The organism is Corallococcus sp. AS-1-6 (genome assembly GCF_020037015.1).
Lineage (GTDB): Bacteria > Myxococcota > Myxococcia > Myxococcales > Myxococcaceae > Corallococcus.
In genome coordinates this window covers 142,407-168,596 of record NZ_JAIQDE010000015.1, presented here as the reverse complement: position 1 = coordinate 168,596, position 26,190 = coordinate 142,407, and the positions used below count along the sequence as shown (strand labels likewise).

The following is a 26,190-nucleotide window of genomic DNA, read 5'->3' as shown; positions in this document are numbered from 1 at the left end:
GTCTGTCTTTCCACTTCATGTTACATGTCTTTCATTCACAAGGACAGACACCCATGGCCATCGCGAAACCCGACTTGCTCGAACTCGAATGCAACTGGCAGACCGGGTTTCAATACCGGCCCGGTTTCCGCGGCGCGCTGGGATATCTGTTGGAATGGAATGGCTGCGGCGGGCTGAACCTGGCGAAGGACCTCACCCTGTCCTCCCCCACCGTGGGTGACTTCGGTCCCAAGGCGCAATGCATTGGCCTGATTGAACGGCTGACCATGAACGGCGCTTCCGGGCCCTTGGACTTCAGCGTGTACGTGGGGCGCGTCACGGCCGCGAACGTGCTCAACCACTTCGCCAAGCCGCTGGAGAACCTGCGCCTGAAGCTGGCGTGGGCCATCATCGACTTCGATGAAGCGGGTGACACCTGGTTCGAGGCCGCCAAGCTGAAGAGCCCCGCCTCCGCCGAGGCGCTGATGGACACGGAGAAGGGCCGCCCCAAGGTCTTCCTGGACAACCAGCCCGCCACGCTGTCCGCGGACCTGGACATCCGCTTCCACCGCTTCCAGTTCCGGGTGGTGCCCGCGCCCAAGAAGAGCACCACCCTGGAGTTCGCCACCAACTCCCAGGAGCGCCGCGTCACCAGGTGGGGCTCGGACAAGTAGCGCCCCAAGCGCAGACGGGGAAGGCGCATCCGCCCTCCCCGCCCGCGCTTCAATCGCCTACGACTTGTTGCCCTCGACGTAGCCCCAGGCGTACACGTCCTTGTCGTTCGAGTTGTGGCCGTAGTGGATGTTGCACAGGTGCGCCTTGTCCGGGATGAGCTGGAAGGTCATCTGGCAGAACTTCACGTCCGTGACGCCCACGTTCTCCGGGTCGCCCACGTGCAGCATCACCTCGCTGCCCTTCTGGTTCAGGCGGGCGGACATCTCGTTGGCGGGGCCGCCGGCCTCGTCACCCAGCGGATAGCACTTCTCGAACCACTTGCCCTGGGCGCTGTCCCACTCGCAGATCCAGAACTTGAGCTGGCGGATCTCCGTGTTGGTGATGCCGGTGAAGTCCGCCTTGTTCTCCGGCGAGATGAGCACCGTGAAGTCAATGGGGTCGAGCTTGCCGCCCTCCCACTGGAGCTGCGTGATGAGGCCCACCGCGCGCACGGCCTTCTTCGCGCCCACGTCCTCCAACTGCACGCCGGCGTAGGCGGGGTCCCCGACGAACGGGGTGTAGAAGAGGCTGCTGCTCTTGGGGAAGGCGCCGTCGTCCTTGCCCATCCCCTTGATGTCCAGCAGGTAGCCCACCGGGATGTTCTTCTGGGGGCGCTGCTGGATGGTCTGCTGCCAGTCACACGAAATGCCAAGCGGTCCATCACCCATGGGTTCGGTCCTCCAGTTTGCTGCGGGGTTTGTCAGCCGAGCCGCGCATCCACGCGCAGGTCCACGTTCATGCCTTCGAACTGGATGTGCGGGAGGACGGAGAGGTTGCAGTGGTACCAGCCCACCTTGCCGGGCACTTCCGCCACGGTGAGGTTGTAGGCCTTGAAGGGGTAGTAGCGCAGCGTCAGGTCATCCGGGTTCACCAGCGTGGTGACGTACCGGGAGATCCACCGGTCCAACTGCTGCTGCATGTACGCCGCGTTCGCCGTGCTGCCGATGTTCTCGCGCATGATGGCCTTCACGTAGTGCGCGATGCGGCTGATGGAGTACGTGTAGGCCAGGTTCGTCACCAACTGCGAGTTCTCCGAGTCCTTCGCGTCCTCGAACACCTGGGCCTTCTTGAGGGACTGGACGCTGAAGAAGACGGCCTCCGCGCTGCCCTTCTTGTGGATGAGCGGGATGAAGCCGCCGTTGGCCAGCTCCAGCTCGCGGAAGTCCGGGATGGACATCTCCACGGGCAGCTTCATCTCCTCCTCGCCGCGCAGGTGCGTCAGGTGCACCGGCAGGCCGGACACCAGGCCGCCGCCCTTGGGGCCGCGGATGTGCTGGCACCAGCCGGAGCCCGCGAACGAGCGCACCAGGTTGCGGGCGAACAGCATGGCCGCGTTGCCCCAGAGGTACTCCTCCTCCTTGTCGCCCTTCACCGCCTCCGTGAAGTTCATCCCGGGGGCCGGGTAGGTCTCCGGGTTGTAGGGCGGCCGGACGATGTAGCGCGGCAGCGTGAGCCCCACGTAGGCGGCCTCGTCCGTCTCCCGCAGCGCGTTCCAGGCGGAGTACTTGGGCGAGTCCAGCAGGCTCGCCACGTCGCGCAACTGGGCCACCTCCTTCATGGTGTCGCAGCCGAAGAAGCGCGGGGACACGGACGCCACGAACGGCGCGTGGCTGGCCGCGGCGATCTTCCCCATCGTCTTGAGCCACAGCATGTCCTGCGGCGTGTTGGCGAACTCGAACAGCCCCACCAGCGCGCCGTAGGGGGCGCCGCCGTACTGATCGTACTCAGCCACGTACAGCTTCTTGAAGAACTCCGAACCGGCGACGTCCGCCGCGTTCGTCTCCAGGTCGCTGTAGGCCTCCTCCTTGGAGACGTCCAGCAGGCTCAGCTCGATGTTGGCCTTGAAGTTGGTGTTGCGCACCAGGTCGTTGAGCGCGGTCCACTGCGCCTCCACCTCCTGGAACTCCGGCGCGTGCAGCACGGCGTTGAGCTGGTCCGACACCAGCGCGTCGATGGTGCCGACGAGCTCCTGCACCGTCTGCTTGTCGAAGCGGCCCTCGTCCGTGTCCATGTTGTGGACCATGGCCGCCAGGCTGGAGACGAAGCGCTCCTCGGGCGTGGCGTCGTCGGGGATGACCAGCAGGTCCGTCTGGGCGGAGGCGTCGCGCGCGGCGGGCACGGAGCCCAGGCGCACGCTGTTGAGGAAGAGCGGAAGGTCCAGGGGCACGTCGGCCACGGCGGTCGCCGCGGGGGTGGAAGACGCAGGAGTGGTGGGCATGGAAGAAGGCCTCGTTCAGGAAGGTCGTGGGGAGGGGCTCGCGCCCGGCATCACGTCGTCGGCGGCTGCGGGTTCGTCGCGGCCAGCTTCGGCAGGCTCATCGACTTGAACGCGGCCAGCTCCGTCTTCAGCTTCTGGACGGCCTCCGGGCTCTGCGCGAGCTGGCGCACCAACTGGCGGAACTCCTTGCGGTTGTCCAGGTTGCCCTGCAGCTCCAGCAGCAGCTTGCGCAGCGTGAGCAGCGCGTTGATCTTCGGCACCTGCCGGGCCACGTCCGCCGGGGTGAAGGACTTCATCGAGTCCAGCTTGAGGCTCACCTGCAGCGGCGCCGGCGCCGAGCCGTCCACCGGGTCCTTCTTGTCCACGCGGTTGGGCACGCTGAAGTTCAGCGTCATGCCCATGTTCTGGATGACCTGGTTCAGGTTCTTGCCGTCCAGGTTGCGGATCTCCCGCTGATCCAGGTCCTTCTTGCGGTCCACCGAGGTGCCCTTGGAGAAGTCCCCCATCACCAGCAGCCGGAACGGAAGCGCCTTGTCCGCCCGGGTGCCATTCACCTGGGTGCGGTAGGTCAGCGTGATGCGTGATCTGGGAATTTCGTCGGTGATGGCCATGAGTACCCCCAAGTACTGAACCGCCGTTTGTAAAAGAATTGATAAACCAGACGAATACACAAAAGCAATACACCCCCAACACATGACCTGATACAGCGGGCGCGTCGTCACCCAGTGAGACAGGAACGACCCAACCCATGATGTTTCATGCCTTGCGGGGCAAGGAACCAGACACGGTGGATCGTCCAGGCTCACTTGACGCCGCTGGCCCCAGGCCGGTAGCTTTTTCTAAACATTGTCACCAGCCCGAGCAAGCTTTTGCCCCGGGCGGTCCCTGTGACAAAACGTCTCCCGCCACCCCTGGTCATGAACCCAGACACACTCGCGCGAGTCCTGTGGCAGGAGGGGCAGACCCTGCTGCCTGAACACTTCCGGGCCCAGGAGGAATCCCTCTCCACGGAGGCGCGGCGCTACGCGGGGTTCGCGGGGCTGCCGGTGGTGGGCGTGAGCGCGCTGCGCTTCAACGATGTCCTGCTCGCCAAGGGCTCGGTGGCGCTGGAGGAGTTGACCGCGGTGCTGCCGGGCGGCCACCTGGTGGAGGTGCCGGGCAACGCGGAGGTGACGCCGCTGTCACTCGAGGAGACGGGCCGCACGCGGGTGACGGTGTATCTGCACCTCCTGGCGGTGCTGGAGCCCCGCGAGGACGTGGCGCCCGCGGGCGCCGAGACCCCCAGCGTGGTGCGCGCGGGACGGCGGCTGTGCCTGTCGCTGGAGCCGGTGGTGGACGACACGGTGAGCAGCCTGTCGTTGGCTGTCTTCACCCGGAACGCGGACGGGCCCTGGCGGCTGTCCGCCACGCACCTGCCGCCGCTCTTGAGCGTGGGCCCCCACCCGTTCCTGGAGCCCCTGTTCGAGCAACTGGACGGGCTGCTCCAGCAGGCGCAGGGGCAGTTGCGCACGTCGCTGCGCGAGGGCCTGGTGCGGGGCGACCGGCTGGCCAGCGCGCGGCGGGCGCTGTGCGAGGTGCGCAGCCTCCAGGTGCTGCGCCAGGACATGCGCCAGGGCATGCAGCCGCCGCCGTACCCGCTGGTGCAGGCGCTGCGGCGGCTGTACTTCGAGACGTGCTGCTACCTGGAGGCGGAGCCGGACGACGAGCTGCCCGCGTACGAGCACGAGGCGCCGGGCCCGGGGCTCGCGCGGTGGATGGAGCTGCTCACGCGCGGCTTCCGCCCGCAGGCCAGCCCCATGTCCTACCGCGCCTTCGACTTCCAGGACGGCCACTTCAAGCTGACGCCGCTGCCCAAGGAGACGCCGCCGCCGGATGACTTCTACCTGCTGGTGCGCCGGCAGGAGCGCGACCGGCCCCGCTCCATGGAGGGCGTGAAGCTGGCCAGCCCCCTGCGGCTGCCGGCGGTGCGGCGCCAGGCCTTGAAGGGCGTGCCGTACCGGCACGTGGCCTACCCGTCGTTCCCCCACTCCTTCGACGCGGACATCGACTGGTACCAACTGACGCCCCAGAGCGAGGAGTGGCAGTCCGCGACGCGCGAGGACGGGCTCACCTTCTTCGCCACGCCCGCGCTCGAAGGGGCGCAGGTGCTCCTCTACTGGCGCAGGGCCTGACGGCGGACCGAAGGGGGGAACGGCGCGCATGCCCAAGCTCATCTGCATCATCGACATGGACAAGGAGAAGGGCATCGTCCTCACCACGGAGGACAAGGACGGGAAGATCCTCCAGACGGTGAAGATGGACGGCGAGGCCATCACCCTGGAGGTGAAGGGCGACAGCGCCACCAGCACCATCGTGCAGAAGCAGGACAGCGTCACGGTGACCTGCAAGTCCTTCGTGCTGAAGGCGGAGACCATCGAGGTGACCTCCTCGAAGGCGTCTTCGTGGAAGAGCGAGGACACGTTCGCGCTGGAGAGCCTCAAGGCCTTCACGGTGACCACGAAGGACGAGCTGACGCAGAAGGCGGCGAAGGACGCGACGCTCTCCTCGGACAAGGCCGTGACGATGAAGGCGACGGCGAAGTTCAACGTGGAGGGCGCCGACGTCCAGGTGGAGGCCAAGAGCGGCGCGGTGAAGCTGAAGGCCCCGTCCATCAAGGCGGAGGGGCAGACGGATGTCACCCTGGAGGGGCCACAGGTGAAGGTGAGCGCGAAGACGCAGCTCTCGCTCAAGTCGGACGCCGTGGCGGAACTCAAGGGCGGCATGGTGAACGTGGGTTGAGGGGGGCGCGATGAAGCTCGAGCACTGGCAGGTCGTCTTCACGCAGTACCGGCAGGCCCAGTCCGTGCTGGACGGGTGGCTGCCGCAGGTGGCGCCCGGCTCGGCCGCGGCGGCGGGGCTCCTGGGCCGCGAGGGCCTGCGCAGGCTCCACGACGAGCTGCTGGAGGTGATTGAGCGGCTGCGCGCGGGCCTGGGCGCCCACGCCCGCGACGAGGAGGTGCAGGACGCGCTCAGGCCCTTCACCTACCTGGTGGACGAGCGCGTGCTCCTGCGGCTCGCGGACGCGGAGCAGCCGCTGTGGCCGCTGCTGCAGTACCGCCTCTTCGGCGAGGACGGCGGCGGCGAGGCCTTCTACACGCTGGCGGATCAACGCCTGGACCAGCCGGGCTCCCCCGCGCTGCTCTTCGAGATGCTCCACTTCTGCATCACGGCGGGCTTCGGAGGCCGCTACCTGGGGCACACCGCGAAGCTGCGCGAGTACCAGGAGCGGCTGTCCGCGCGCATCGTCACGCCCCCGCCACCGCCCGCGCCCGCCGCGTCCGGCGAGTCCCCGGGGCCGCTGCTCTACGCCCTCCCCGTCCGCTACTACGCCGTCAGCGCCGCGAGCGTGCTGGGGCTGCAGGGCCTGCTCTGGTGGGTGACCCGGTGAAGCCGCAAGCCGCGCCCGCGGCCCCCATCGACGCGGCGCCCGCCCTGCTCCAGGAGGTGCGCCGGACCCTCGCCGCGCGCCTGGACGTCGGACGCCACGGCCTGGAGCCCATGCTGAACGAGCTGGCCCGGACGCTGGCCCTCCTGATGCCGGGGCCGGGTGACGCGCGGTTGTCGCCGGAGGAGCAGGAGAAGGTGCGCGCGTCGTTCGCGGGCATGGTGGACACGCTGGAGGACGTCCTGGAGGCCCTGCATCGCTCGGGCCGGGCCGGGAACGTCCTGGGCTGGGGGGAGCGCTGAGCCATGGATGTCCTCAAGAAACTGACGGCGTTCATCCCGCCGAAGTGGAAGCCGTACGCGCTGGTGCTCCTGGCGCTGCTGGCCCTCTTCGTGCCGCTGTTCCTCGTGTGGCGCGCGAAGCGCAAGAGCGCGCCGGCCTCGGGCACCGCCGCGCCGGAGCCCCTGGCGAAGAACCGGCTGCGCAAGGTGCGCGAGAAGTTCCTGGCCGGGCTGCCCCTGCGCCACCGCGTGGCGGTGCGGGACCTGCCAGGTGTGGTGGTGATGGGGCCTGCGGGCGCGGGCAAGTCGCGGCTCATCGAGCTGGACCTGGACTGGAAGCGGCAGGCGCGGCAGTTCCTGCCCAGCCTCCTCAACGACTCGCTGCTCCAGGTGTACCTGGGCGCGGACGTCGTCGCCCAGGAGGTGTCCCCGCAGCTCCTGGAGGACGAATCGCCCCAGGCGCGCGAGGCGCTGCGCCGGCTGTGGAAGGACAGCTTCGGCGGCGGTCAGCAGGCGCTGGCGGTGCTGGTGCTGGACGCGCGCTGGCTTCAGGACACGCCCCCGGACGAGGTGCGCCGGGCCGCCCAGTTGCTGCGCGGCAAGCTCAACCTGCTGGCGGAGGTGCGGGGCGGCGCGCTGGAGACGCGCGTGTGCCTCACCCACCTGGATGAGCGCGAGGGGTACGCGGACTTCGCGAAGCTCTTGCGCGCGCACCACGTGCCGCTGCGCTTCCCCCTGCCCCCGGCCGGCCAGGAGGGCAAGCTGGGCTCGCTGCTCAAGGCGCAGGAGCAGTACCTGGCGCTGGGCCTGACGGCGCTGCCGGTGGAGTCCTTCGAGCGCCTGGAGCGCTTCTATTCCGAGGGCCACGCGCCCTTCGAGGCGCTGTCGCGCTTCGTGACGGCGCTGATGGAGGGCCAGACGCTGGCGTACGCGCCAAGCCTGGCCACGGTGTCGCTGTCCTCCGCGGACAAGGACGCGAGGGACCCGGACGTCCTCTCGGTGTCCGCCGAGGCCAGCACGGCGCGCGCGGTCCACGACCGCTACCTGCACACGCACCTGCGCCGGGCGGTGCTGCTGGGCCTGGCGTTCGCGCTGCCGCTGCTGGTCGCGTACGGGCACTTCGCGTGGAGGCTGGGCCAGGCGCGCACGCGCGTGCAGCGCTTCGAGGACATGGTCCAGCGCATGCGCGACCAGGGCCAGGAGGTGTCCGGGGCCGCGGTGCAGGAGCCGGTGCTCGCGGCGGGCCAGTCCCTGGACTCGCTGTGGCGGGCGATGAACACGTGGCCGCTGTTGCGCTACAGCTTCACCGGCGCGCGAGAGGACCTGCGCCAGCGCCTGGCGCGCGGCATCCGCGAGGCCCACATCCGGCCCGCGCTGGAGAAGTGCCACCGCCAGCCGGACACGTGCCGTCCGGAGCAGGTCGTCTACCTGCTGGCCACGCTGCACGGCTCGCGCGAGGAGCCGCTGGGGCAGTTGGTGCTGTCCAGCCTGAAGACGCGCCCGAACTGGAGCTTCGTGTCGGAGGGGAGCCCGGCCGAGCCCGCGGGGGACCTGGCGGCGCTGGAGGCGGGGCGCTCGTGGGTGACGGCGGTGGGACTCAACGAGTCCCTGGTGGCCGACTACGTCGTCATGAGCAACCCGCCGTGGTCGGCGCCGGACACGCCCGAGGCCAGTTGGGCGCGCTGGCCCTTCCCGGAGCCGCTCACGCTGGAGGCGCAGTTGATGCCGTGGCAGGCGCACCTGCGGCGGCTGCAGGACCTGCTGGCGAACCGGGCCGTGGAGCCGCGCGAGCTGGAGCGGCTGGACGCGGACCTGGAGTCCATGCAGGACGAGCGCAGGCGGCTCCAGGCGCTGCTGGATGACAGCGCGCGCTTCAGCAGCCTGCCGCGCGCGCTGGAGCTCCTGGCCGCCTCCGAGGCGCGCGTGGACACCAGCCGCTTCCGGGGCATCCCCTCCACGCTCAAGACGGTGGCGTGGATCAACGACCACCGGGACGCGCTGACGAACGTGCTGCGCATGGAGGAGGAGGCGTACCTGGGCGTGAAGGCGGTGCAGAAGATGACCGTGGCGGAGCTGCTGGTGCGCGACGGCCTGTGGCTGCCGGGCAACGGCCCCACGGTGCTCCAGGTGCCGGTGCTCCAGAGCACCTTCGAGTTCCGCCCCAAGGACAGCTCGCGGCTCCTGCACCAGGCGCTCCTGCGCTACCACGAGAAGACGGGGCGCCTGCCCTTCGGCGTGGTGGAGGGCGAGGACGCGGTGGCGGCGCGCGGCGGCGCGACCCTGGCGGCGGACCGGCTGGAGTTCGACACGCGGCTGCGCCCGCTGGTGGACGAGTTCACCACGCGCATCAAGGGCGCGGGGCTGCCGGTGGAGGAGGTGTCGCAGCGCCAGGAGCACGTGCGCCGCAAGGTGAACCAGTTCGCGTTCCAGTACCGCAACCGGCTGTTCCAGCGCGTGTCCGGCTACCGCTTCCAGGCGGTCATCCCCGCGCTCCTGTCGGAGGAGCTGTCGCGGCTCACGCAGCCGTCCTCGGAGCTGGTGGACATGCTGCGCGACGTGGCCCAGGGCGTGGCGCTGGAGCCGTTGGACGGCCCCTTCTACGAATCGCTGCGCAACGCGGTCGCGCCGTTCAAGCCCATCGCCACGGTGATGAAGCCGGACGAGACGGGCAACTACACGGCGCTCAACCCCTACCGCGCGCTGGTGGCCCAGATGTCGGACGAGCTGAACGCGGTGCCCCGCCCGGGCGTGGTGCCCGCGGAGGCGACGGCGTCGCTCAACGGAGGTCTGGCCACGGGCAGCGCGCAGCCGGCGAGCGGGGCCGCGAGGCTGCCGGAGCTGCTGACGCCGCTGGGGCGGCTGGCCTTCGCGATGATGCTGGAGGACGACACGTCCTACCTGCGCAAGGTGGACGCGTGGCTGGACCAGCAGGGGCTCATCGGAGAGCTGCGGCAGCCCTTCCGTCAGCCGTTCCTCGCGGTGCGCGAGCTGGGGCAGCGCGAGATCGAGCGGACGCTGGAGCGGCAGTGGGACGACGCCTCGAGCCGGTTCCTGCGCCCGCTCCTGGGCCGCTATCCGTTCACGCCGGACGCGACGCAGGAGGTGGATCCGGGGGACCTGGAGGTGCTGCGCAAGCAGGACGGCGCGTTCTGGGAGTTCGTGACGCGGGTGCTGGCGCCGGTGTGCGAGGAGCGGGGCTCCGAGTGGGTGGCGCGAGGCGCGCTCCAGTCGCGGATGACGCTGCCCCAGGGGATGTTGCCCACGCTGGGCAGGCTGTCGCGGCTGGCCCGCATGTTGTGGGACACGGAGGGGCGGCCCCGGCCGCTGCTCCTGCAGGTGATGCCGCTGCCGCTGCCGAAGGCGCCCACGCAGGGCAGCTTCGTGACGCTGGGTTCGCTCAAGTGCGGCAAGACGACGTTCCTCGCGTACAACCAGAGCCCGTCGTGGCAGGAGTTCCCGCTGGCGTGGTGGGACCAGCAGACGGCGTCGCTGATGCTGGAGGTGCGCGCGCCCGCGGACCAGTCGGTGCAGTACGCGTCGCTGGAGAAGTCGCGTTCGGCGTGGAGCTGCTTCCGGCTGCTGGAGTCCTCGCAGTCCACGGAGGACCCGCAGCACCGCCGCTGGTCGTTGCGAGCGCGGGGCGCCACGTCCACGGACGGGGTGATGGACCTGCGCTTCGGGCTCAAGGGTGAGCCCTGGATCCCGTTCCGCGAGGTGCCGCGATGAAACCGTGGGCAGGCTGCATCCCCCTGGCGCTGTGTTTCCTGGCCGCGTGCCAGCCGAGCACGCTGCACCTGAGCGTGAAGGCCCCGTCGGGGACGAACCAGGGCCGGCCGCTGTACATGCTGGTGCGCAAGGTGGACCCGAAGCAGTTCGCCGTGGAGTCCTACGGCGAGGTCTCCGCGCGCATCTTCCAGCCGGACGCGGACGTGCTGCTGTCCGCGCTGATCTACCCGGGGACGCTGCAGCGCATGAAGGTGCCGCTGCCGGAGAACGCCCCGGTGGCGGTGTCGTTCCTCTTCACCGCGCCGGACGGCACCTGGCAGCAGTTCGTGAACACGCCCGCGCCGGGCTCGCTGGACATCGAGCTGCTCGAAGGTCGCATCCGCACGGGGACGCAGCCCGCGGCGCCCAAGGAAGGCGACGACGCGGCGAAGCCGCCCGAGCCGCCCGCCGCGCCGACGCCCCCACCCTCCTCTTCCGCCAAGGCCCCGGCCCTCCACGCCGAGAACTGAGGTCGCCTCATGCAACGCATCCTGCTCATCCTGACGGCTGCACTGTGCGTCCTGACCGCCTGCGGTCCCGAGGCGGAGAAGCCCCCCGCTGTCGCGGACAGCAGGGATGCGCGTGTCCGGGACCAAGGTGCCGCACTGCTCCCCGCGGATCCCGCGGCCTCGCTCAGCGTGTCGGAGACCGCCGTCGACTTCGGCGACCAGGCTCCGTGCGCGCCGAGGCAGAAGTCCATCAAGCTGTTCAACACCGGCAGCACGGCGCTCACGGTCCACCGGGTGACCACCACCGGGGGCTTCACCTTCAACGGCATCTACGACACGGCGCTCAACCGCTGCGACACCAACTGCTCCGTGCCCATCACGCCCGTGAGCAGCACGGACGCGATGACCGTGCGCATCGGCTTTGCTCCGCTCCAGCCCGGGACCGCCCAAGGCACGCTGACGCTCTACACGAATGATCCCGCCGCCCCGTCCATCGTCGTGACGCTGGATGGAAAGGCCTCGGGCCCGCTCATCGTGCTCGGCCAGACGTCCGTGGCGTTTGGCGCCCGTGAGCTGGGGACTTCGACACCGCGCAACATCACGGTGATGAACCTGGGCAATACGAACTTCACGATGGAGCCCTCCGCCACGGCCCCCTTCAGCGTGTCCGGCGCCTCGGTGACCCTCGCGCCCGCCAGCTCGAAGACGCTCGTGGTGAGCTTCAACCCCTTGACCGTCGATGACCTGGGCCCCCTCTCCGGTTCGCTCTTCCTGACGAGCTCCTCCGTCGTGTGCCCCACCCCGCCCTCCGCCGCGCTCACCGGAGAGGGGCTGTCCCCCGCGAAGCTCTATGTGAGCCGCGCCTCCGTGGCCTTCGAGCAGACGCCGGTGAACACCGACAGCGCCACCCAGGAGGTCACCGTCCGGAACGACGGCGACGCCCTGCTCACGGTGACCCAGTTGAAGCTGCCCGCCGGCTCACCGTTCCGCGTGGACACCGCGGGCCCCTTCAGCCTGGCGAAGGGAGACACCCAGCGGCTGAAGCTGACGTTCCGCCCCACGGCGACGGGCAACTGGACGCACACCCTCAGCTTCACCATCAACAGCGCCGACGTGCCCGCCGTCACCCTGACCGGCGGCACGCCGTCCAGCCCGAAGCTCGTCCTGAGCCGCACGGACGTGGCCTTCGAAGAGACCCCGTTCAACACCGACAGCGCGCCCCAGGAGGTCACGGTCAAGAACGGCGGGGACAGCCTGCTCAAGGTGACCGCCCTGACGCTGCCCGCGGGCTCTCCCTTCCGGGTGGATACCGCGGGCCCCTTCAGCCTCGCGCCCGGAGACACCCAGCGCCTCCAGTTGACGTTCCACCCGACGCCGACGAGCGCCACGAGCGGCAAGCTCACCTTCACCAGCAACGACACCGCCGCGCCCGAGCTCAACCTGTCCGGCACGACGACGCCCGGCAATGCCTGTCTGGGCATCTCCCCGCTTTCGTTCGTCTTCGCCGAGCAGGAGGCAGGAGACGTGGGCAGTGAGCAGCAGAAGGTGACGGTGACCAACACGGGGAACGTCTCGCTGACGGTGACGCCCACGGTGACCACGGGCGGCAGCGCCTTCTCCGTGAGCCCCAGCGCGGCGTTCACGCTGGCCCCAGGCCCGGCGGGACGTGAGCTCTTCATCACGTTCAACCCCGGCGCCAATGAGAGCGGCGCCGTGGATGGCGTGCTCACCTTCGGCACGTCGCCCACGACGTCCTGTGTCTCCACCGTGCCCCTGCATGGCACCGCGCGAAAGACCTCGCTGGGCGTCAGCGCGACCACGCTGACCTTCGCTGACTACACGGTGGGCGACCAGCCCCTGACCCAGCAGGTCATCCTCTCGAACAGCAGCAACTGGCCCATCAAGGTGTTCCCCGTCTCCTCCGGCCTCCTGGACCCCTTCTCGGTCTCCGGCATCCCGGCGGAGGGACTGACGCTCCCGAAGAACGGGGGGACGGCCCCGGTGACGGTGACCTTCGCCGCGACCTCCTCGGGTCTGTTCTCGAAGACGCTCCAACTCCAGACGGATGCCTCGCAGCCCGCGCCTTCCGTGACCATCACCGGCCGGGCGCTCGCGCCGGAGCTGACCCTGGTCACCAACCCCCTGCCGTTGCCCAACGTCGCTCCCGGAGGCGAGTCCACGGCCGACGCGACCTTGCGCAACACCGGCAACCAGGCCCTGTTCCTGTCGAAGGTCATCCCGGAGAGCGACGCCCTGTTCCAGGTGGTCGACTTCCTGCCCCAGACCGTGCAGCCGGGCGGGGAGACCAAGGTGAAGGTGCGCTTCCGTCCCCTGACCAGCACGGGCGACCTGGAGACGCGGGTGCGCTTCTACACCACGAATGACCGGCAGCTCCCGCCCGTGCTCATCGTCAAGGGCAACTCCAACGGCCCCAACGCCATCTTCACCGGGACCGAGATCAACTTTGGTTACAGGCAGAACCGGAGCACCCACGTCAACCTCAGCCTCAACGTGAGCAACAGCAGCACCGCCTCCGAGCCGCTGAAGGTCACCCAGATCCGCATCCAGCCGTCCGGCACGGCGTTCGCCGTGGATCCGGTCACCGCCTCCGAGCCCGAGCTCGCGCGGGGTGCCAAGCGGCCCCAGCCCTTCCGGGTGACCTTCAGTCCCAACATCGAGGACCAGCAGTACGAGGCCAGCCTGGAGATCACCTACCAGGGCACCCAGAGCAACATCGTCACGACCCGCAACTTCCCGCTGCGAGGCATTGGCGCGGAGGCCAGGTTCATCACCTCGACGGATGCCGTGAACTTCGCCGCCACGCAGCCCGGCAGCTCCGCCGTGCTGCCCCTGAACATCCTCAACACAGGGCATGTGGATGTGGACCTGGCGGAGGTGGCCGCGAACCTCGGGACGTTCAACATCGACGTCCTCGGCTGGCCCAACCCCATCGTCCCGGTGAACGGCTCACGCCAGATCGAGATCACGTTCGCCCCCCAGCTCTCCGGCAACTACTCCGCCAACCTCACGCTCGCCACGAAGGCGCCTGCCACGGCCAGCCTGGTCGTCAAGCTGTCCGGTGTCGCCGCGGTCGCGCAGATGCAGATGAACAAGAACCTGCTGGTCTTCAATGACGTCCCCCGGCTGACGTCCAGCACGCAGACCGTCACGCTGACGAACATCGGCTCCGCCCCGCTCACCATCAACAATGCGATAGGAAGCGGCTTCTTCACGGCCCGGCTGCAGAACAACCAGCAGTTCCCCGTCCGCCTGGAGCGGAACGAGGTCGCGCTGCTGGACGTCATCTTCCGCCCTGAGTCCGCGCAGGATGTGACGGGCACCGTGCACGTGCTGAGCAACTCGAACGACAGCACGGACCAGACCATCCAGGTCTCGGGCCGAGGCACCACGCCCGTGATGGTGCTGCCCGGTGGCGCCCCCGAGTTCGCGCCTCAAGCCATCACCGTCGAAGGGGATCCGCAGCCGCTGGTGGTGAAGAACGACGGCAGGGCCCCGTTGGTTGTCTACTCCGTGTCGGTCCCGGACCAGTTCTGCCTGCGTGACAACACGCAGAAGACCACGGCGTGCCCCTCCACCCTGAGCGCCGTCGTTCCCGCCTTCACGGTGGAGCCCGGCGGCGCGCATGCCTTCTACGTCTCGGCGAAGCCCACCCAGCTCCTCACCGTCGAGCGCAACCTGATCATCTCCAGCAACGCGGAGCCGTCGTCCACCAGCGTGAAGGTGGTCGTGGAAGGAGTGGGCGGCGTGAGCCTGTCGCCCACCAACATCGACTTCGGGCGGGTGAACTTCGGCTCGTTCGTGGAGAAGACGGTGACGGTGACCAACACCGGCATCACCGACGCGAACATCTCCGTGACGCTGCCGGCGGGGAGCTCGGAGTTCTCCGTGCAGGAGACGCTGCCCAAGGTGCCCGCGAATGGCAGCGCCCTGGTGAAGCTGCGTTTCACGCCGCAGGGGTCGACGGGAGGACTCCGCACGGCCAAGGCCACGGTGCGGGTGGAGGCGTCCCCCCAGCCTCCGCTGGAGCTCACCCTCCAGGCAACGGCCACGCTGGCGAAGCTCGCGGTGACACGCCGGGACGGCCAGGCCTTTGACGGCTCGCTGGACTTCGGTGGGACGCGGGTGAACACGACGTCGGATGGCATCGGGCTGAGGCTGACGCATGTCGCTCCAGGCGGAGCCGCGGACGCGGGCACGGACGCCGGGAGCGGCATGGAGGCGAGCACGCTCATCGTGAAGGACATCTCGCTGGACGCGGAGGACGCGAAGGCGTTCATCCTGCAGAAGCCGACGCTGCCCCTGGCGCTGAACGCGGGTGGCACCCTGGATGTGTCGGTTCAGTTCCGGCCGGACGCACAGCGGCGCTTCAACGCGGTCCTGCGCATCAACTCCGAAGACAGCCAGGCGAGCACCATGCTCGTGACGCTGGCGGGCCGTGGACGGACGAACCAGCTCAGCCTGTCCACCCCCACGCTGGAGTTCGGCGCGCGGGTGGCGGAGTCCTCCGCCTCGGCGATCCGCTTCGTGCGGCTCACCAATGAATCCCTCCAGCCGTTGGTGGTGAGGGGGCTGGAGATCATCGGCGCGGCGGAGAACTCCGAGCCCTCGCACTTCAGCCTGGATTCGGCGCCGACGTTGCCCTTCACGTTGGCGGCCCAGGCCTCGAAGGACGTCTTCATCAAGTTCGTCCCCCGCCCGGACGTCACGTCCAAGGCCAACCTCCTGGTGGTGACGGACGACCTCGAGTCGCCGGATGCGCAGGTGTCGTTGTCGGGCCGGGGGCTCTCCACGGTGTTCCGCGCGCTCAACCGTTCGCTGGACTTCGGCACCGTGCGCCAGGCGGAGCCGGCGACGGCGAAGGTGGTGCTCACCAATGACAGCACGCAGGAGCTGCTGGTGATGCCCCCCAAGGTGGAGGGGCCGCAGGCCGCGAGCTTCCTGGTGGTGTCTCCCGTCCTGGGAGCGGAGGGCCGCGCCCTGCCGCAGGGTGACTCGCTGACGTTGGACCTGAAGTACGACACGACGCAGATTGGCGCGGCGAAGGCGACGCTGGTCCTGGGCACGAAGGACCAGGAGCGCGCGGCGCTGGTGGCCCTGTCGGGAATCTCCGTGGCCAGCTTCCTGACCCTCGAGCCGCTGGAGCTGGACCTGGGCTGGGTGGACATTGGCGCCACCAGCGCGCCGCGCACGGTGACGCTCACGAACCAGTCCGCGTCACCGGCGCGCTTGAGCGTGGTGGAGAACACCAACCCGGCGTTCGAAATCGACGCAAGCGCGCTGGACGCGGAGCTGGCGCCGGGAGCCCAGACGACGGTGGGCGTCACCTTCCGGGGCCAGGTGGGAGGCCCCGCGGAGGGCACGCTGAAGCTGCGCCTGCGAGGAGAGACGACGGCGGAGGCCACGCTCACGCTGAAGGGCCAGGCCAGGACCCTGGGAGGCACGGGCGGCGGCTGCGCCTGTGGGACCAGCGGGGATGGAGGCGCGGCACTGGCCCTGCTGCTCCTGCTGGGACTGGGGCTGGCACGTCAGACGCGGCGGACGCAGCAACGAGGCTGAGTCAGCGAGTCGGAGAGCGAGGGAACCCATGTCTGACGTCCCCAACATCATTGTCTTGGTGAGCGGAACAGTGGACCCGGTCAACAGCGACCTGAAGGCCCGCTCCGCGAGCTATCAACGCAGCACGAAGATGCTCGACCCAGATTGGTACTGGCAAGAGAACATCGGCTTGCGCAAGACCATCGAGGACCTGCGCCGGCGATACACCAACGTCCATGTCTTCACGGCCCATGGATGGACTGGAGACAATGGCGCCACCAACCGCGAGGTCGCCGGGACCTACCTCGCCAACCGCCTCTGTGGCTCCGGGGGACAAAGCGCCTACTACAAGGGCTTCCTTGGCCGCGAAGTGGCGTTCCATCTCATTGGCCACTCCCATGGCGGGAACGTCATCAACGAGCTCACGGAACAAGCCGCCAAGACGTGGCCGCGCCAATGGAAGATCCGCAGCATCACCTATCTCTCGACGCCGTTCTTCACCAGGCAGCACCAGGTCAACACCCAGCCGCTTCACCCGGACTGCAAGATCATCAACGTCCACAACAAGTACGACTTGACACAGCGGGTCATCGCCGATTTTTCGCTCCTGCCATTTCATGACGCCTTTCAACGGGCGGAGTTCAACGACTTCTCCGCGCAGCTCTCGAAAGTCACCTTCAAGACCAGCGTCCTCGAGAGCGCCTTCAAGTCCACCCGGCCCCATGACACAGACAAGTCCCTTGGAATCAACCTGAAGCTCTTGATGGACCCCACCAAGGGGAAGGCGCTCTACGACAACTGCATCAGCGCGATAAAAAACGTCCAGGGCACCATCGCCAAGGCTCGCGAGGTCGTCTGCGCGCTCAACAACGTCATCACCTTCAATGAGCCCGCCGAACTCGCAGGCAAGCTCATCAAGAAGCGGCAGATCATCAACAACGAGCTCGCCAACCGCTTCCAGGCCGAGCTGCTAGCGCTCGAAACAAGCCTGCACCCGACCCTCAAGGCCTTCGAAGCACGCCGGAGCAGCGGGCAATACCCGCTCATGGGATTCTTCGACGACCTGCACGCCGCCAGGTTCCTGAGGGCGCTCTCCCGGTTCCTCCAAGTCAATCCCAAGACCCTGAGCGGCCCGCTTTGCGATCTGATCGCCGCCACCTTCGAGAATCAGCTCCAGAGCTTCGACAACACCAGCGCATCCCCGGCCGCCCAGTACGCCAAGACGCCCTTCGCGACCCGCATCATCGACGTCGACGTCACCAAGGAAGACGCCTACGCCCAGTTCCACCTCGACACGGCCTACGACAAGTTCGTGGGACGCCTGGAGAAATGCGAGGCCAGGTACGCCAGGTCCTCAAGTCGAACCGACCTGATGGACCTCATCTTCACCCTTCTGGCCAACCACACCCCCGTCAGCGGGATGATCTCCGAGTGGGGAGAAACCGTCGTCACCTTCCGGCGCATCCTGGACGCGCTCGTGGTCTTGCTGAAGGCAAACAAGATCCTGCCATCGAGCCTGCTGACGCTTCCAACCGATCCCGTCAAACTCTTCCGCGAGGCCGGTGCACTGATCAGCATTCCAGCGGTCGCCGCGCTGGCCGAATTGTGCTCCGTTGCCGAAACCTACGTTGGCATCCTCAAGGAGCGAGGCGTCGGGCAACTGGAGGTCACTCCCCTGTCTTCGCCCATCCTGCAGACGATTCAAGGGCAGACCAGCTTGCGTTTCCCGTATCAGAACGCCCAACCCGCCCCACTGGCGCTTGCAAAGCGGGACTTCACGCCTCCCGTATCCTATGGAGGCTTGTCCTATTTCATGCGGGTCTCGCACTCCATCAGCAGGCAGGAATTGTATCCCAAGGTCCGCGCCACCCTCGAGGAACAGCTCACCAGCACGAAGCGCTGAAGAAGTCCCTTCAGGGCTTTTCGGGGGCGCAGCGACCCACGGAGCCAGGCCCACAGCGGGTGCCATCCACCCAGATAGCCTGCTCCAGTTGGGCGCCTTTCAGGTCCGCATCCAGGAGGTTCGCGCCGCGAAGGTCGGCGCCCTCCAGCGAGGCATCGCGCAAGATGGCGCCCTGAAGCTGGGCGCCTTGCAGATTGCAGTACGCCAGGACAGCGTCTTTCAGATCCGCCGAGCGCAAGTCCACCCGCGGCAGGCTCGCCCCGCCGCTTGGGACAGAATAGAAATGAGAACGCTCGGTGCGTTGATACGGGCCTGAGGGGCCAAAGAACCTGCTGCCAGCGAGCCGGGCATTCCGCAGATTGGCGCCCGAGAAGTCCGCACTCTCCAGGGAGCGCGCGCCCTGAAGGTCCGCCCCTTCCAGGTTGGCGTCCTGGAGTTGGGTGCCCGTCAGGTAGGCCCCCTCGAACCGGGCTCCTTGCAACTCGGCGTGACTCAGATCGCTTGAGGCCAGGGAGGCCCCTCGCAGATCCGCGCCGCGCAGATTCGCCCGAGCAAGCCGTGCTTCTCGCAGGGAGGCGTCCCGGAGCTGCGCCCCTGGCAGCACGGCCCCCTCCAGACGCGCCCCGACCAACTGACAGCCGTTACACGCCTTGGTTTCCATGAACCCACGAAGCAGCTTGTCCTGGGCGCTTTCACAGCTTGTCAGCAGGCCCAACGACAACGTCGCGGGAATCACGAGGCGAACAAAGGGGGACCGCCAGCGAGGAAGGGAAGCCGACGTCATGATGAGACCCCTGGTGCCAGCGGTGGCGCTCATACGTCTCGTGAGCGGACGAGGCCCCGGCCTCGCGGGGCAGCAACGTACGCGGATACCACGGTGGACGCGGGATTGAACAGGAGGCGATGCGCCCCCAGGCACCTACAGCCCGTTCCGCCGCAATCAGGTCCTCGCCTCGGGCACGAACCGAGCTCACGAGCGGCTGCGCCGCGATGTCTGGGAACAAGGCCGGTACCGGGCCCGGAGGTCTCCCCCCGCATCAAGCCGCCGCGGCCACCTGACCGTAGTAGTGCGCCGTGAGCTCGCCCTCGGTGGCGAAGCGTGGATAGCGGCCCTCGGCCAGCGTGGGCGCGTCTGGCAGGGCATTGGCGCCGGAGTGCTCCAGCAGCGCCGACAGGAAGCGCGCGTAGGCCTCGCGTGGCGCGACGCCGGGATAGCGCTCCGGCAGCCCGAGCCCGGCGGCCGGGATGCGCAGCACGGTCGGCCCCTGCTCCAGGTCGCCCCATGACACCACCAGGTCGGTGAGCACCGTCTGCCGGGGAGCCGTGCCTTCGGGACCGGCGATGGGCAGCATGCCCACGGCCACCGCCATGACCTCCGTGACTGCCAGCGACCGGCGCTGTCCTCCCTGGGACTCCACCATCAGGGCCTTGTCGGACAGCCCCAGGATGCGACAGGGGATGATTCGCGGGGGCAGCGTGGAGCTGCCGGGCGACGCGGGCGCCAGGGCCGCGACGGCGCGGGTCCGTGGCGCGGCGGACTCCGTGTCCAGGGCGATGCCCCGGTCCTTCCTCCGCGCCTCCATCCGGGCCGCTTCCAGCTCCAGTGGGCCAATCCGCTCCGCCAAGGTGGCGGCATCGCCGGTCGCCATCGGCTTCGCCCGGGCCAGGTACTCCGCCGCCTTCTCCGGCGCGTCGCGGCGCGCCAGCCGCAGCTCCGCGGCGCGAATCAGGGCGCGCACCGCCATGGCGCCGGTGCCCTTGCCCGCCGCGACATAGAGCGACTCGGCCATCCCCATCACGTTGGAGGGCGCCCCCTCCTGGTCCATGCCCTGCGCCACGCGCCAGGCGACACCCGGGCGCAGCCGGTCCACGGGGAACAGCTCTCCCAACTGGTCCACGGCGTGCCAGAGCGGCTCAGGGACGTCACGTCCGACCAGAAGCTGCAGCGCCTTCTCCACCCGCGCGGAGCCGGAAGGCACCCGGCCGTCCTCCAGCTCCATCCGCCCCAGGGAGAGCAGCGCCTCGGTGTTGTCCGGATGGTCCGCCAGGATGCGCTGGAAGGTCGCCCGTGCCTTCTCACGGTCTCCGCCGTCCAGCGCCGTTTGAGCCTCCAGCATGCGCGGGTCCGCCACCCAGCCGCCCTCACGCGCGGCGATGGCGGGGGCGACGAAGCGCTCCTCCAGGCGTGTCACACGCAGCGCGCTGGCCGCGACAAAGCCGAAGGCAAACCCGCCAATGTGCGCCATCACCGCGACGCCCGTGTTGTTGCCCCAGAGGAGGAAGTCGAGCACCTCGTTGCCGAACCAGAGCCCTGCCCAAAGCCAACCGGGAACACCGAAGGTTCCGCGCCAGATCTTCAGGAACCAGAGGAGGTAGCCCACGCGGACCTTGCGCGTGGCGAAGCGCAGACAGAACGCGCCCATGCACGCCGCCACCGCGCCAGAAGCACCGACCATCAGTGTCTGGGATTGGGGATCGAGCGCGAAGTGGGCGATCCCCGCCACCAGGCCCCCCACCCCGTAGAAGGCCGCGAACAGCGGCCGGCCCCAGGCGTCCTCGAGCAGCAACCCCACGACGTAGAAGAACAGCAGGTTCCCCAGCAGGTGCATCCACCCGAGGTGCAGGAACATGTACGTCAGCCAGCCCCACTGGATCGGGCCCCGCGCGGGCAGGAGGCCCAGGCGGTAGAACAGGCCCGAATCCCTCGCCTCCAGGATGCTCTCACAATGCGCGTCAAGCCGTGCCTGGAGCGCATTCACGTCCACACCACCGGCCGGCACCTCCGCCTCCTCCTTCAGCCGGGCCAGCAGCGCCTTGCCGTGCTCACTGAGGAGCGTGGTGCAGCCCGGGGGCAGCTCCAGGTCGGGATGGGCGAGCGTCTCCTGGAGCAGCTCGCGAACCTCGCCCTCACCCACCCCGCCCGGGTTCGCGGGAACCACCCAGGTGATGAAGAAGGCCACGGCACAGATGGCGGCGATGGAGACGGAGACCCAGGGGCGACGGTCCAACGTCGCACCATCCACTCCAAGCGGGAGCAGGAACACCATGACGGAAGCCTCACCTCGGCGGGCGGGGCCCCCACCCATGCAGCGCAGCGCGGAGCAACTCCACGCGTCGCGCATGGGCATAGCACGCCGTGACACACGCCCGCATCCGGCGGGCCAAACAGGACATGGGTTCAAATCCGTGAAGCCAGCCAAGTCGAGCAACTCACATCATCTCAACAGGCGCACCGCTCATGGAGTGTGCCCCGGCAGTGGCGATACGATGCTCGTGGAGTCAATCCCTCCAATCGCTGGCATCGCGCAAATGACGCGCATCCCATAGACCTGACACGGCTGACCTGTTCCATCCGTGCTTCGGAGCAGGGTCATGGCATCGGGTAGGATCACTCGAACGGAGAGGCCCGTCGCGGCGAGGTTGCCTGTGTTGGTGACCGTCGCCGACAGCCGGATCTCGTCGTTCACAAGGACCGGGGACGGCGCCAGGGACGCCACGAGCCACACGTCCGCATGAACGAGGTCCGGATCGCACGCGTCTCCGATGTGGTCCCCGTCACGGTCCTGCGGGTCCGGGTTGAAGACAAGCGGGCAGTTGTCCTCGCGGGCCCCCAGGCCGTCCTTGTCATGATCCACGCAGGCCTGGGGGCACGAACCGTGAGGTGGAGCGACTCACGCCATTCCTCTCCAGGCGCCGGGCCCCCTGTCGTCCAGGGAGGCCCGGTCCATCCATCCGCGGCCCGTCCCTACCGGCGCGCCGGGGGCACGCCGTTCTCGCCGTACAGGTAGCCCTGCAGCGGCTTCACCGCGAGGTCCGAGCGCTTCAGCGACTCCAGCGCGCCCACCGCCATGCGCGCCGCCTGCACCGTCGTGTAGTACGGCACCGAGTGCATCAGCGCCTCACGGCGGATGGAGAAGCTGTCCGCGATCTCCTGCTTGCCGAAGGTGGTGTTGATGACCAGGACGATCTCCCCGTCGACGATCTTGTCGACGATGTTCGGCCGGCCCTCCTTCACCTTCTGCACCCGCTGCGACTCGATGCCCTTCGTCAGCAGGTAGTCGTGCGTGCCCGCCGTCGCCGTCAGGCTGAAGCCCATCGACCGCAGGCGCTTCGCCAGGTCCACCACCGCCGGCTTGTCCTCGTCCTTCACGGAGATGAACACCCGGCCGCTCTTGGGCAGCTTCACGCCCGCCGCCAACTGGCTCTTCGCGAACGCGGACGCGTAGTCCTCCGCCAGGCCCATCACCTCGCCCGTGGACTTCATCTCCGGGCCCAGGATGACGTCCACGCCAGCGAAGCGCGCGAACGGGAAGACGCTCTCCTTCACCGCCACGTGCCGGAACTCCGGCTCCTCCGTGCGGCCCAGCTCCTTCAGCGTCTTGCCCACCATGCAGAGCGCCGCGATCTTCGCCATCGGGACGCCCGTCGCCTTGGAGATGAACGGCACCGTGCGGCTGGCGCGCGGGTTCACCTCCAGGATGTAGATGTTCTTCCCCTGGATGGCGAACTGCACGTTCATCAGGCCTACCACGCCCAGCTCGCGCGCCATGGAGATGGCCTGGTCCTTCATCCGCTCCACCAGGTCCGGTGACAGCGAGTGCGGAGGCAGCGTCGCCGCCGCGTCACCCGAGTGCACACCCGCCTCCTGGATGTGCTCCAGCACGCCGCCAATCAGCACCTGCCCCGTGCGGTCCGCCACCAGGTCCAGGTCCACTTCAATCGCGTCCTTCAGGAAGCGATCGATCAGCACCGGGTGCTCCGGCGACGCGCTCACCGCCTCGCGCATGTAGCGCTCCAGGCTGGCCGCGTCGTAGACCGTCTCCATCGCCCGCCCGCCCAGCACGTACGACGGACGCACCATCACCGGGTAGCCAATGCGCTCGGCCACCTTGAAGGCCTCCGCGTGGCTGCGCGCGACGCCGTTCTCCGGCTGCTTCAGGCCCAGCTTCTCGATCAGCTTCGCGAACTTCTCGCGGTCCTCCGCCCGGTCGATGGCGTCCGGCGACGTGCCCAGGATGGGCAGCCCCGCCTGCTCCAGCGGCACGCTCAGCCGCAGCGGCGTCTGCCCGCCGAACTGCACGATGGCGCCCACCGGCTTCTCGCGCTGGGACACCTCCAGCACGTCCTCGATCGTCAGCGGCTCGAAGTAGAGGCGGTCGGACGTGTCGTAGTCCGTGGACACCGTCTCCGGGTTGCAGTTGACCATCACCGTCTCGTACCCGGCCTCGCGCAGCGCGAAGGCCGCGTGCACGCACGCGTAGTCGAACTCGATGCCCTGCCCGATGCGGATGGGCCCGCTGCCAAGAATCAGGACCTTCTGCCGGTCCGTGGGGGGCGCCTCGTCCTCCTCCTCGTAGGTGGAGTACAGGTAGGGCGTGTACGCCTCGAACTCCGCGGCGCAGGTGTCCACCCGCTTGAACACCGGACGGATGCCGCGCGCGTGCCGGTGCGCCCGCACCTCCGCCTCCGGGTAGCCCATCAGGTTGCCCAGGTACTTGTCGGAGAAGCCGTGCGCCTTCGCCTGCCGGAGCACGTCGTCCGTCAGGTGGTCCAGGCGGCCAATGTCCGCCAGCGCCTGCGCCTCGCGCACCAGCGCCTCGATGTGCCGCAGGAACCACGGGTCGATGGCGGAGAGCTGGTGCACCTGCTCCACCGTCATGCCCTCGCGGAAGGCCTGCGCCACGAACCACGGGCGCTCCGGGCGGGGCACGCGCAGGCCCTCGTGCAGGACCTTCTCGCGCTCCTCCTTCTCCGTGGGCAGCTCCGGCGACTCCAGGCCCACGCGCCCCAGCTCCATGGAGCGCAGCGCCTTCATGTACGCCTCGGGGAAGGTGCGGCCAATGGCCATCACCTCGCCCACCGAGCGCATGCTCGTGGTCAGCGTGCGGTCCGCCTTGGGGAACTTCTCGAAGTTGAAGCGCGGCACCTTCACCACCACGTAGTCCAGCGTCGGCTCGAAGGAGGCCGGCGTGTCGCGGGTGATGTCGTTGCGCAATTCGTCCAGCGTGTAGCCCAGCGCCAGCTTCGCGGCGACCTTCGCGATGGGGTAGCCCGTCGCCTTGGACGCCAGCGCGCTGGAGCGCGACACGCGCGGGTTCATCTCGATGACGACCATGCGGCCGTCACGCGGGTGGATGCCGAACTGGATGTTGGAGCCGCCCGTGTCGACGCCAATCTCGCGGATGATGGCCAGCGACGCCTGCCGCATGCGCTGGTACTCGCGGTCCGTCAGCGTCTGCGCGGGCGCCACGGTGATGGAGTCACCGGTGTGCACGCCCATCGGGTCCAGGTTCTCGATGGAGCAGATGATGATGACGTTGTCCGCCGAGTCGCGGACCACCTCCAGCTCGTACTCCTTCCAGCCGAGCACGCTCTCCTCCACGAGGATGGTGGAGGTGGGGCTCGCCTTGAGGCCCGAGCGGCAGATGGCCTCGAACTCCTCGCGGTTGTACGCGATGCCGCCGCCCGTCCCGCCCAGCGTGAAGGAGGGGCGGATGATGGCCGGGAAGCCGATCTCCTCCACCAGCGCCATGGCGTCCGCGAGCGTCGTCGCGTAGCCGCTCTTGGGCAGCGCCACGCCGATCTTCTGCATGGCCGCCTTGAAGAGCTGGCGGTCCTCCGCCTTGTTGATGGCCTCCAGGGACGCGCCGATGAGCCGCACCCCGTACTTCTCCAGGATGCCGCGCTCCGCCAGCGCCTTGGCCAGGTTCAGCGCCGTCTGCCCGCCCATGGTGGGCAGGAGCGAGTCCGGCCGCTCGGCGGCGAGGATCTTCTCCGCCGCCTCCACGGTGATGGGTTCAATGTAGGTGCGGTGCGCGAACTCTGGGTCCGTCATCACCGTGGCGGGGTTGCTGTTGAGCAGCACCACCTCCACGCCCTCGTCCCGAAGCGCCTTGATCGCCTGGGTGCCTGAGTAGTCGAACTCGACGGCCTGCCCGATGACAATCGGGCCCGAGCCAATCACGAGAACCTTCCGGATATCGGTACGCTTGGGCATCGGGCGCCCCCCATACCAACGTCCGCCGCCACATGCACGCGGTGCGTTGTGGCATGCGAAGAGACCGTCCGACGCCCGCTTGCTCGGGGGACCCCGGCCCGGCGTCCTCTGCTACGCTGCCGCGCTTCCCTCCGGAGGTTTCATGCGTCGCTGGCCCCTGGCCCTGCTCGTCCTACTCTGCGCGCCCGCCCTCGCCCAGGACCCCGCTCCCGCCACGCCCGCCGCCGAGCCCACCGCCGAGCCACCCCGGGCGCCCGCCCCGGCGCCGGCGCCCGCCCCCGCCGAGCCCACCCCGGCTCCGGCGCCCGCCCCCGCCGCGGCCCAGGCTCCGGCCGCGCCCACGCCGGCCCCTCGCAAGCCTCCGCAGGCCGCCGCCACGCCCCCGGCCGCCGCGCCCGTGCCCCCCACGGCGCGTCCGCCCACGCCGCCCACGCCCTCCACCGTGGGCAGCGTCCCGCTGCTGGCCCCGGGCCGCGACGCCGCGCGCCCCACCGAGGAGGACCTGTCCCCGGAGGGCATCGCCCGCTCGGTCATCCACAACGAGGCGCGCTTCCTCTTCCAGAGCCTGCTCACGGGGGACGTGCGCAACGCGTCCGCGGAGCTGCTCTACCCGTTCCAGTTGGAGGACAAGCGCTTCAACACCCCCGACGAGCTGGTGCAGGCGTGGGTGAAGCAGTTGCGCGCGCGGCGCACGGACCTCGTCACCCTCTACGACATCGAGGTGCTGCCCATCGCGGAGATGGAGAAGAAGTACGGCAAGCCGCCCGCGCGCCTGGGGCTGGATCCGCGCGCGCTCAAGGACACCTGGGCCGCGGTGGGCAACCTCTCGGGCCACGCGGCCATCTTCCTCTTCCGCGGCAGCCCGGACCTCACCTGGCACGCCTTCGCGTACACGGACTGAGGG

Annotated in this window: 17 protein-coding genes; 10 read left to right on the top strand and 7 right to left on the bottom strand. The window is 68.9% G+C overall.

What is annotated here, in order from left to right; translation table 11 throughout:
• The first annotated feature begins 53 nt into the window (after positions 1-53).
• Positions 54-653, top strand: a complete 600-nt coding sequence (locus K8612_RS21760; RefSeq protein ID WP_223743151.1) for a hypothetical protein — start codon at positions 54-56, stop codon at positions 651-653.
• A 57-nt stretch (positions 654-710) separates the two neighbouring features.
• On the opposite strand, the gene K8612_RS21755 is transcribed toward K8612_RS21760, so the two are convergent.
• From K8612_RS21755 to tssB, 3 genes are read right to left on the bottom strand one after another with little or no spacing between them, the layout of a single operon-like run.
• Positions 711-1,361, bottom strand: coding sequence for a hypothetical protein (locus tag K8612_RS21755; protein ID WP_223763698.1), 651 nt, complete (start codon positions 1,359-1,361; stop codon positions 711-713).
• A gap of 32 nt (positions 1,362-1,393) precedes the next feature.
• Positions 1,394-2,911, bottom strand: a complete 1,518-nt coding sequence (tssC, locus tag K8612_RS21750) for a type VI secretion system contractile sheath large subunit (protein ID WP_223743153.1) — start codon at positions 2,909-2,911, stop codon at positions 1,394-1,396.
• A 50-nt stretch (positions 2,912-2,961) separates the two neighbouring features.
• Positions 2,962-3,522: a type VI secretion system contractile sheath small subunit gene (gene tssB / locus K8612_RS21745; protein WP_223743154.1), complete on the bottom strand. Its 561-nt coding sequence runs from the start codon at positions 3,520-3,522 to the stop codon at positions 2,962-2,964.
• Between the two features lie 306 nt (positions 3,523-3,828).
• Here tssB and tssK point away from each other — a divergent pair, with 306 nt between their 5' ends.
• The 8 genes from tssK to K8612_RS21705 are packed head-to-tail and all read left to right on the top strand — an operon-like array spanning position 3,829 to position 18,289.
• Entirely contained in the window at positions 3,829-5,082 is a 1,254-nt protein-coding gene (gene tssK / locus K8612_RS21740) for a type VI secretion system baseplate subunit TssK (RefSeq protein WP_223743155.1), read from the top strand.
• Between the two features lie 28 nt (positions 5,083-5,110).
• Positions 5,111-5,689, top strand: a complete 579-nt coding sequence (locus tag K8612_RS21735; protein WP_223743156.1) for a hypothetical protein — start codon at positions 5,111-5,113, stop codon at positions 5,687-5,689.
• 10 nt (positions 5,690-5,699) lie between these two features.
• Positions 5,700-6,338 carry a DotU family type IV/VI secretion system protein gene (locus K8612_RS21730; protein ID WP_223743157.1) on the top strand — a complete coding sequence of 213 codons (639 nt, stop codon included), beginning with the start codon at positions 5,700-5,702 and terminating at the stop codon, positions 6,336-6,338.
• Positions 6,335-6,637 (top strand): hypothetical protein, encoded by a 303-nt coding sequence (locus tag K8612_RS21725; protein ID WP_223763697.1) that lies wholly within the window; start codon positions 6,335-6,337, stop codon positions 6,635-6,637. The genes K8612_RS21730 and K8612_RS21725 overlap by 4 nt, the downstream gene beginning before the upstream one ends.
• A 3-nt stretch (positions 6,638-6,640) precedes the next feature.
• Positions 6,641-10,342, top strand: coding sequence for a type VI secretion IcmF C-terminal domain-containing protein (locus tag K8612_RS39320; protein ID WP_306799700.1), 3,702 nt, complete (start codon positions 6,641-6,643; stop codon positions 10,340-10,342).
• The gene (locus K8612_RS21715) at positions 10,339-10,851 is read left to right on the top strand and encodes a hypothetical protein (protein WP_223763696.1); all 513 of its coding nucleotides are present in this window, start codon (positions 10,339-10,341) and stop codon (positions 10,849-10,851) included. The genes K8612_RS39320 and K8612_RS21715 overlap by 4 nt, the downstream gene beginning before the upstream one ends.
• Positions 10,852-10,860: 9 nt before the next feature.
• Positions 10,861-16,407 (top strand): choice-of-anchor D domain-containing protein, encoded by a 5,547-nt coding sequence (locus K8612_RS21710; protein WP_223763695.1) that lies wholly within the window; start codon positions 10,861-10,863, stop codon positions 16,405-16,407.
• A 28-nt stretch (positions 16,408-16,435) separates the two neighbouring features.
• The gene (locus K8612_RS21705; protein ID WP_223763694.1) at positions 16,436-18,289 is read left to right on the top strand and encodes a hypothetical protein; all 1,854 of its coding nucleotides are present in this window, start codon (positions 16,436-16,438) and stop codon (positions 18,287-18,289) included.
• Between the two features lie 10 nt (positions 18,290-18,299).
• Here the strand turns inward: K8612_RS21705 and K8612_RS21700 are convergent, their stop codons facing one another.
• The 4 genes from K8612_RS21700 to carB all read right to left on the bottom strand — a co-directional run bounded on the left by K8612_RS21700 (position 18,300) and on the right by carB (position 25,286).
• Entirely contained in the window at positions 18,300-19,073 is a 774-nt protein-coding gene (locus K8612_RS21700; RefSeq protein ID WP_223763693.1) for a pentapeptide repeat-containing protein, read from the bottom strand.
• Positions 19,074-19,326: 253 nt separating this feature from the next.
• On the bottom strand, positions 19,327-21,297 hold the full coding sequence (locus K8612_RS21695; RefSeq protein ID WP_223763692.1) for a rhomboid family intramembrane serine protease: 1,971 nt from the start codon (positions 21,295-21,297) through the stop codon (positions 19,327-19,329).
• Positions 21,298-21,525: 228 nt separating this feature from the next.
• Positions 21,526-21,786 (bottom strand): hypothetical protein, encoded by a 261-nt coding sequence (locus K8612_RS39610; protein ID WP_373692125.1) that lies wholly within the window; start codon positions 21,784-21,786, stop codon positions 21,526-21,528.
• Positions 21,787-22,034: 248 nt separating this feature from the next.
• Positions 22,035-25,286, bottom strand: a complete 3,252-nt coding sequence (carB, locus tag K8612_RS21690) for a carbamoyl-phosphate synthase large subunit (RefSeq protein WP_223763691.1) — start codon at positions 25,284-25,286, stop codon at positions 22,035-22,037.
• Positions 25,287-25,428: 142 nt separating this feature from the next.
• On the opposite strand from carB, the gene K8612_RS21685 reads away from it, so the two are divergent.
• On the top strand, positions 25,429-26,187 hold the full coding sequence (locus K8612_RS21685; protein ID WP_223763690.1) for a hypothetical protein: 759 nt from the start codon (positions 25,429-25,431) through the stop codon (positions 26,185-26,187).
• The last annotated feature ends 3 nt before the right edge of the window (positions 26,188-26,190 follow it).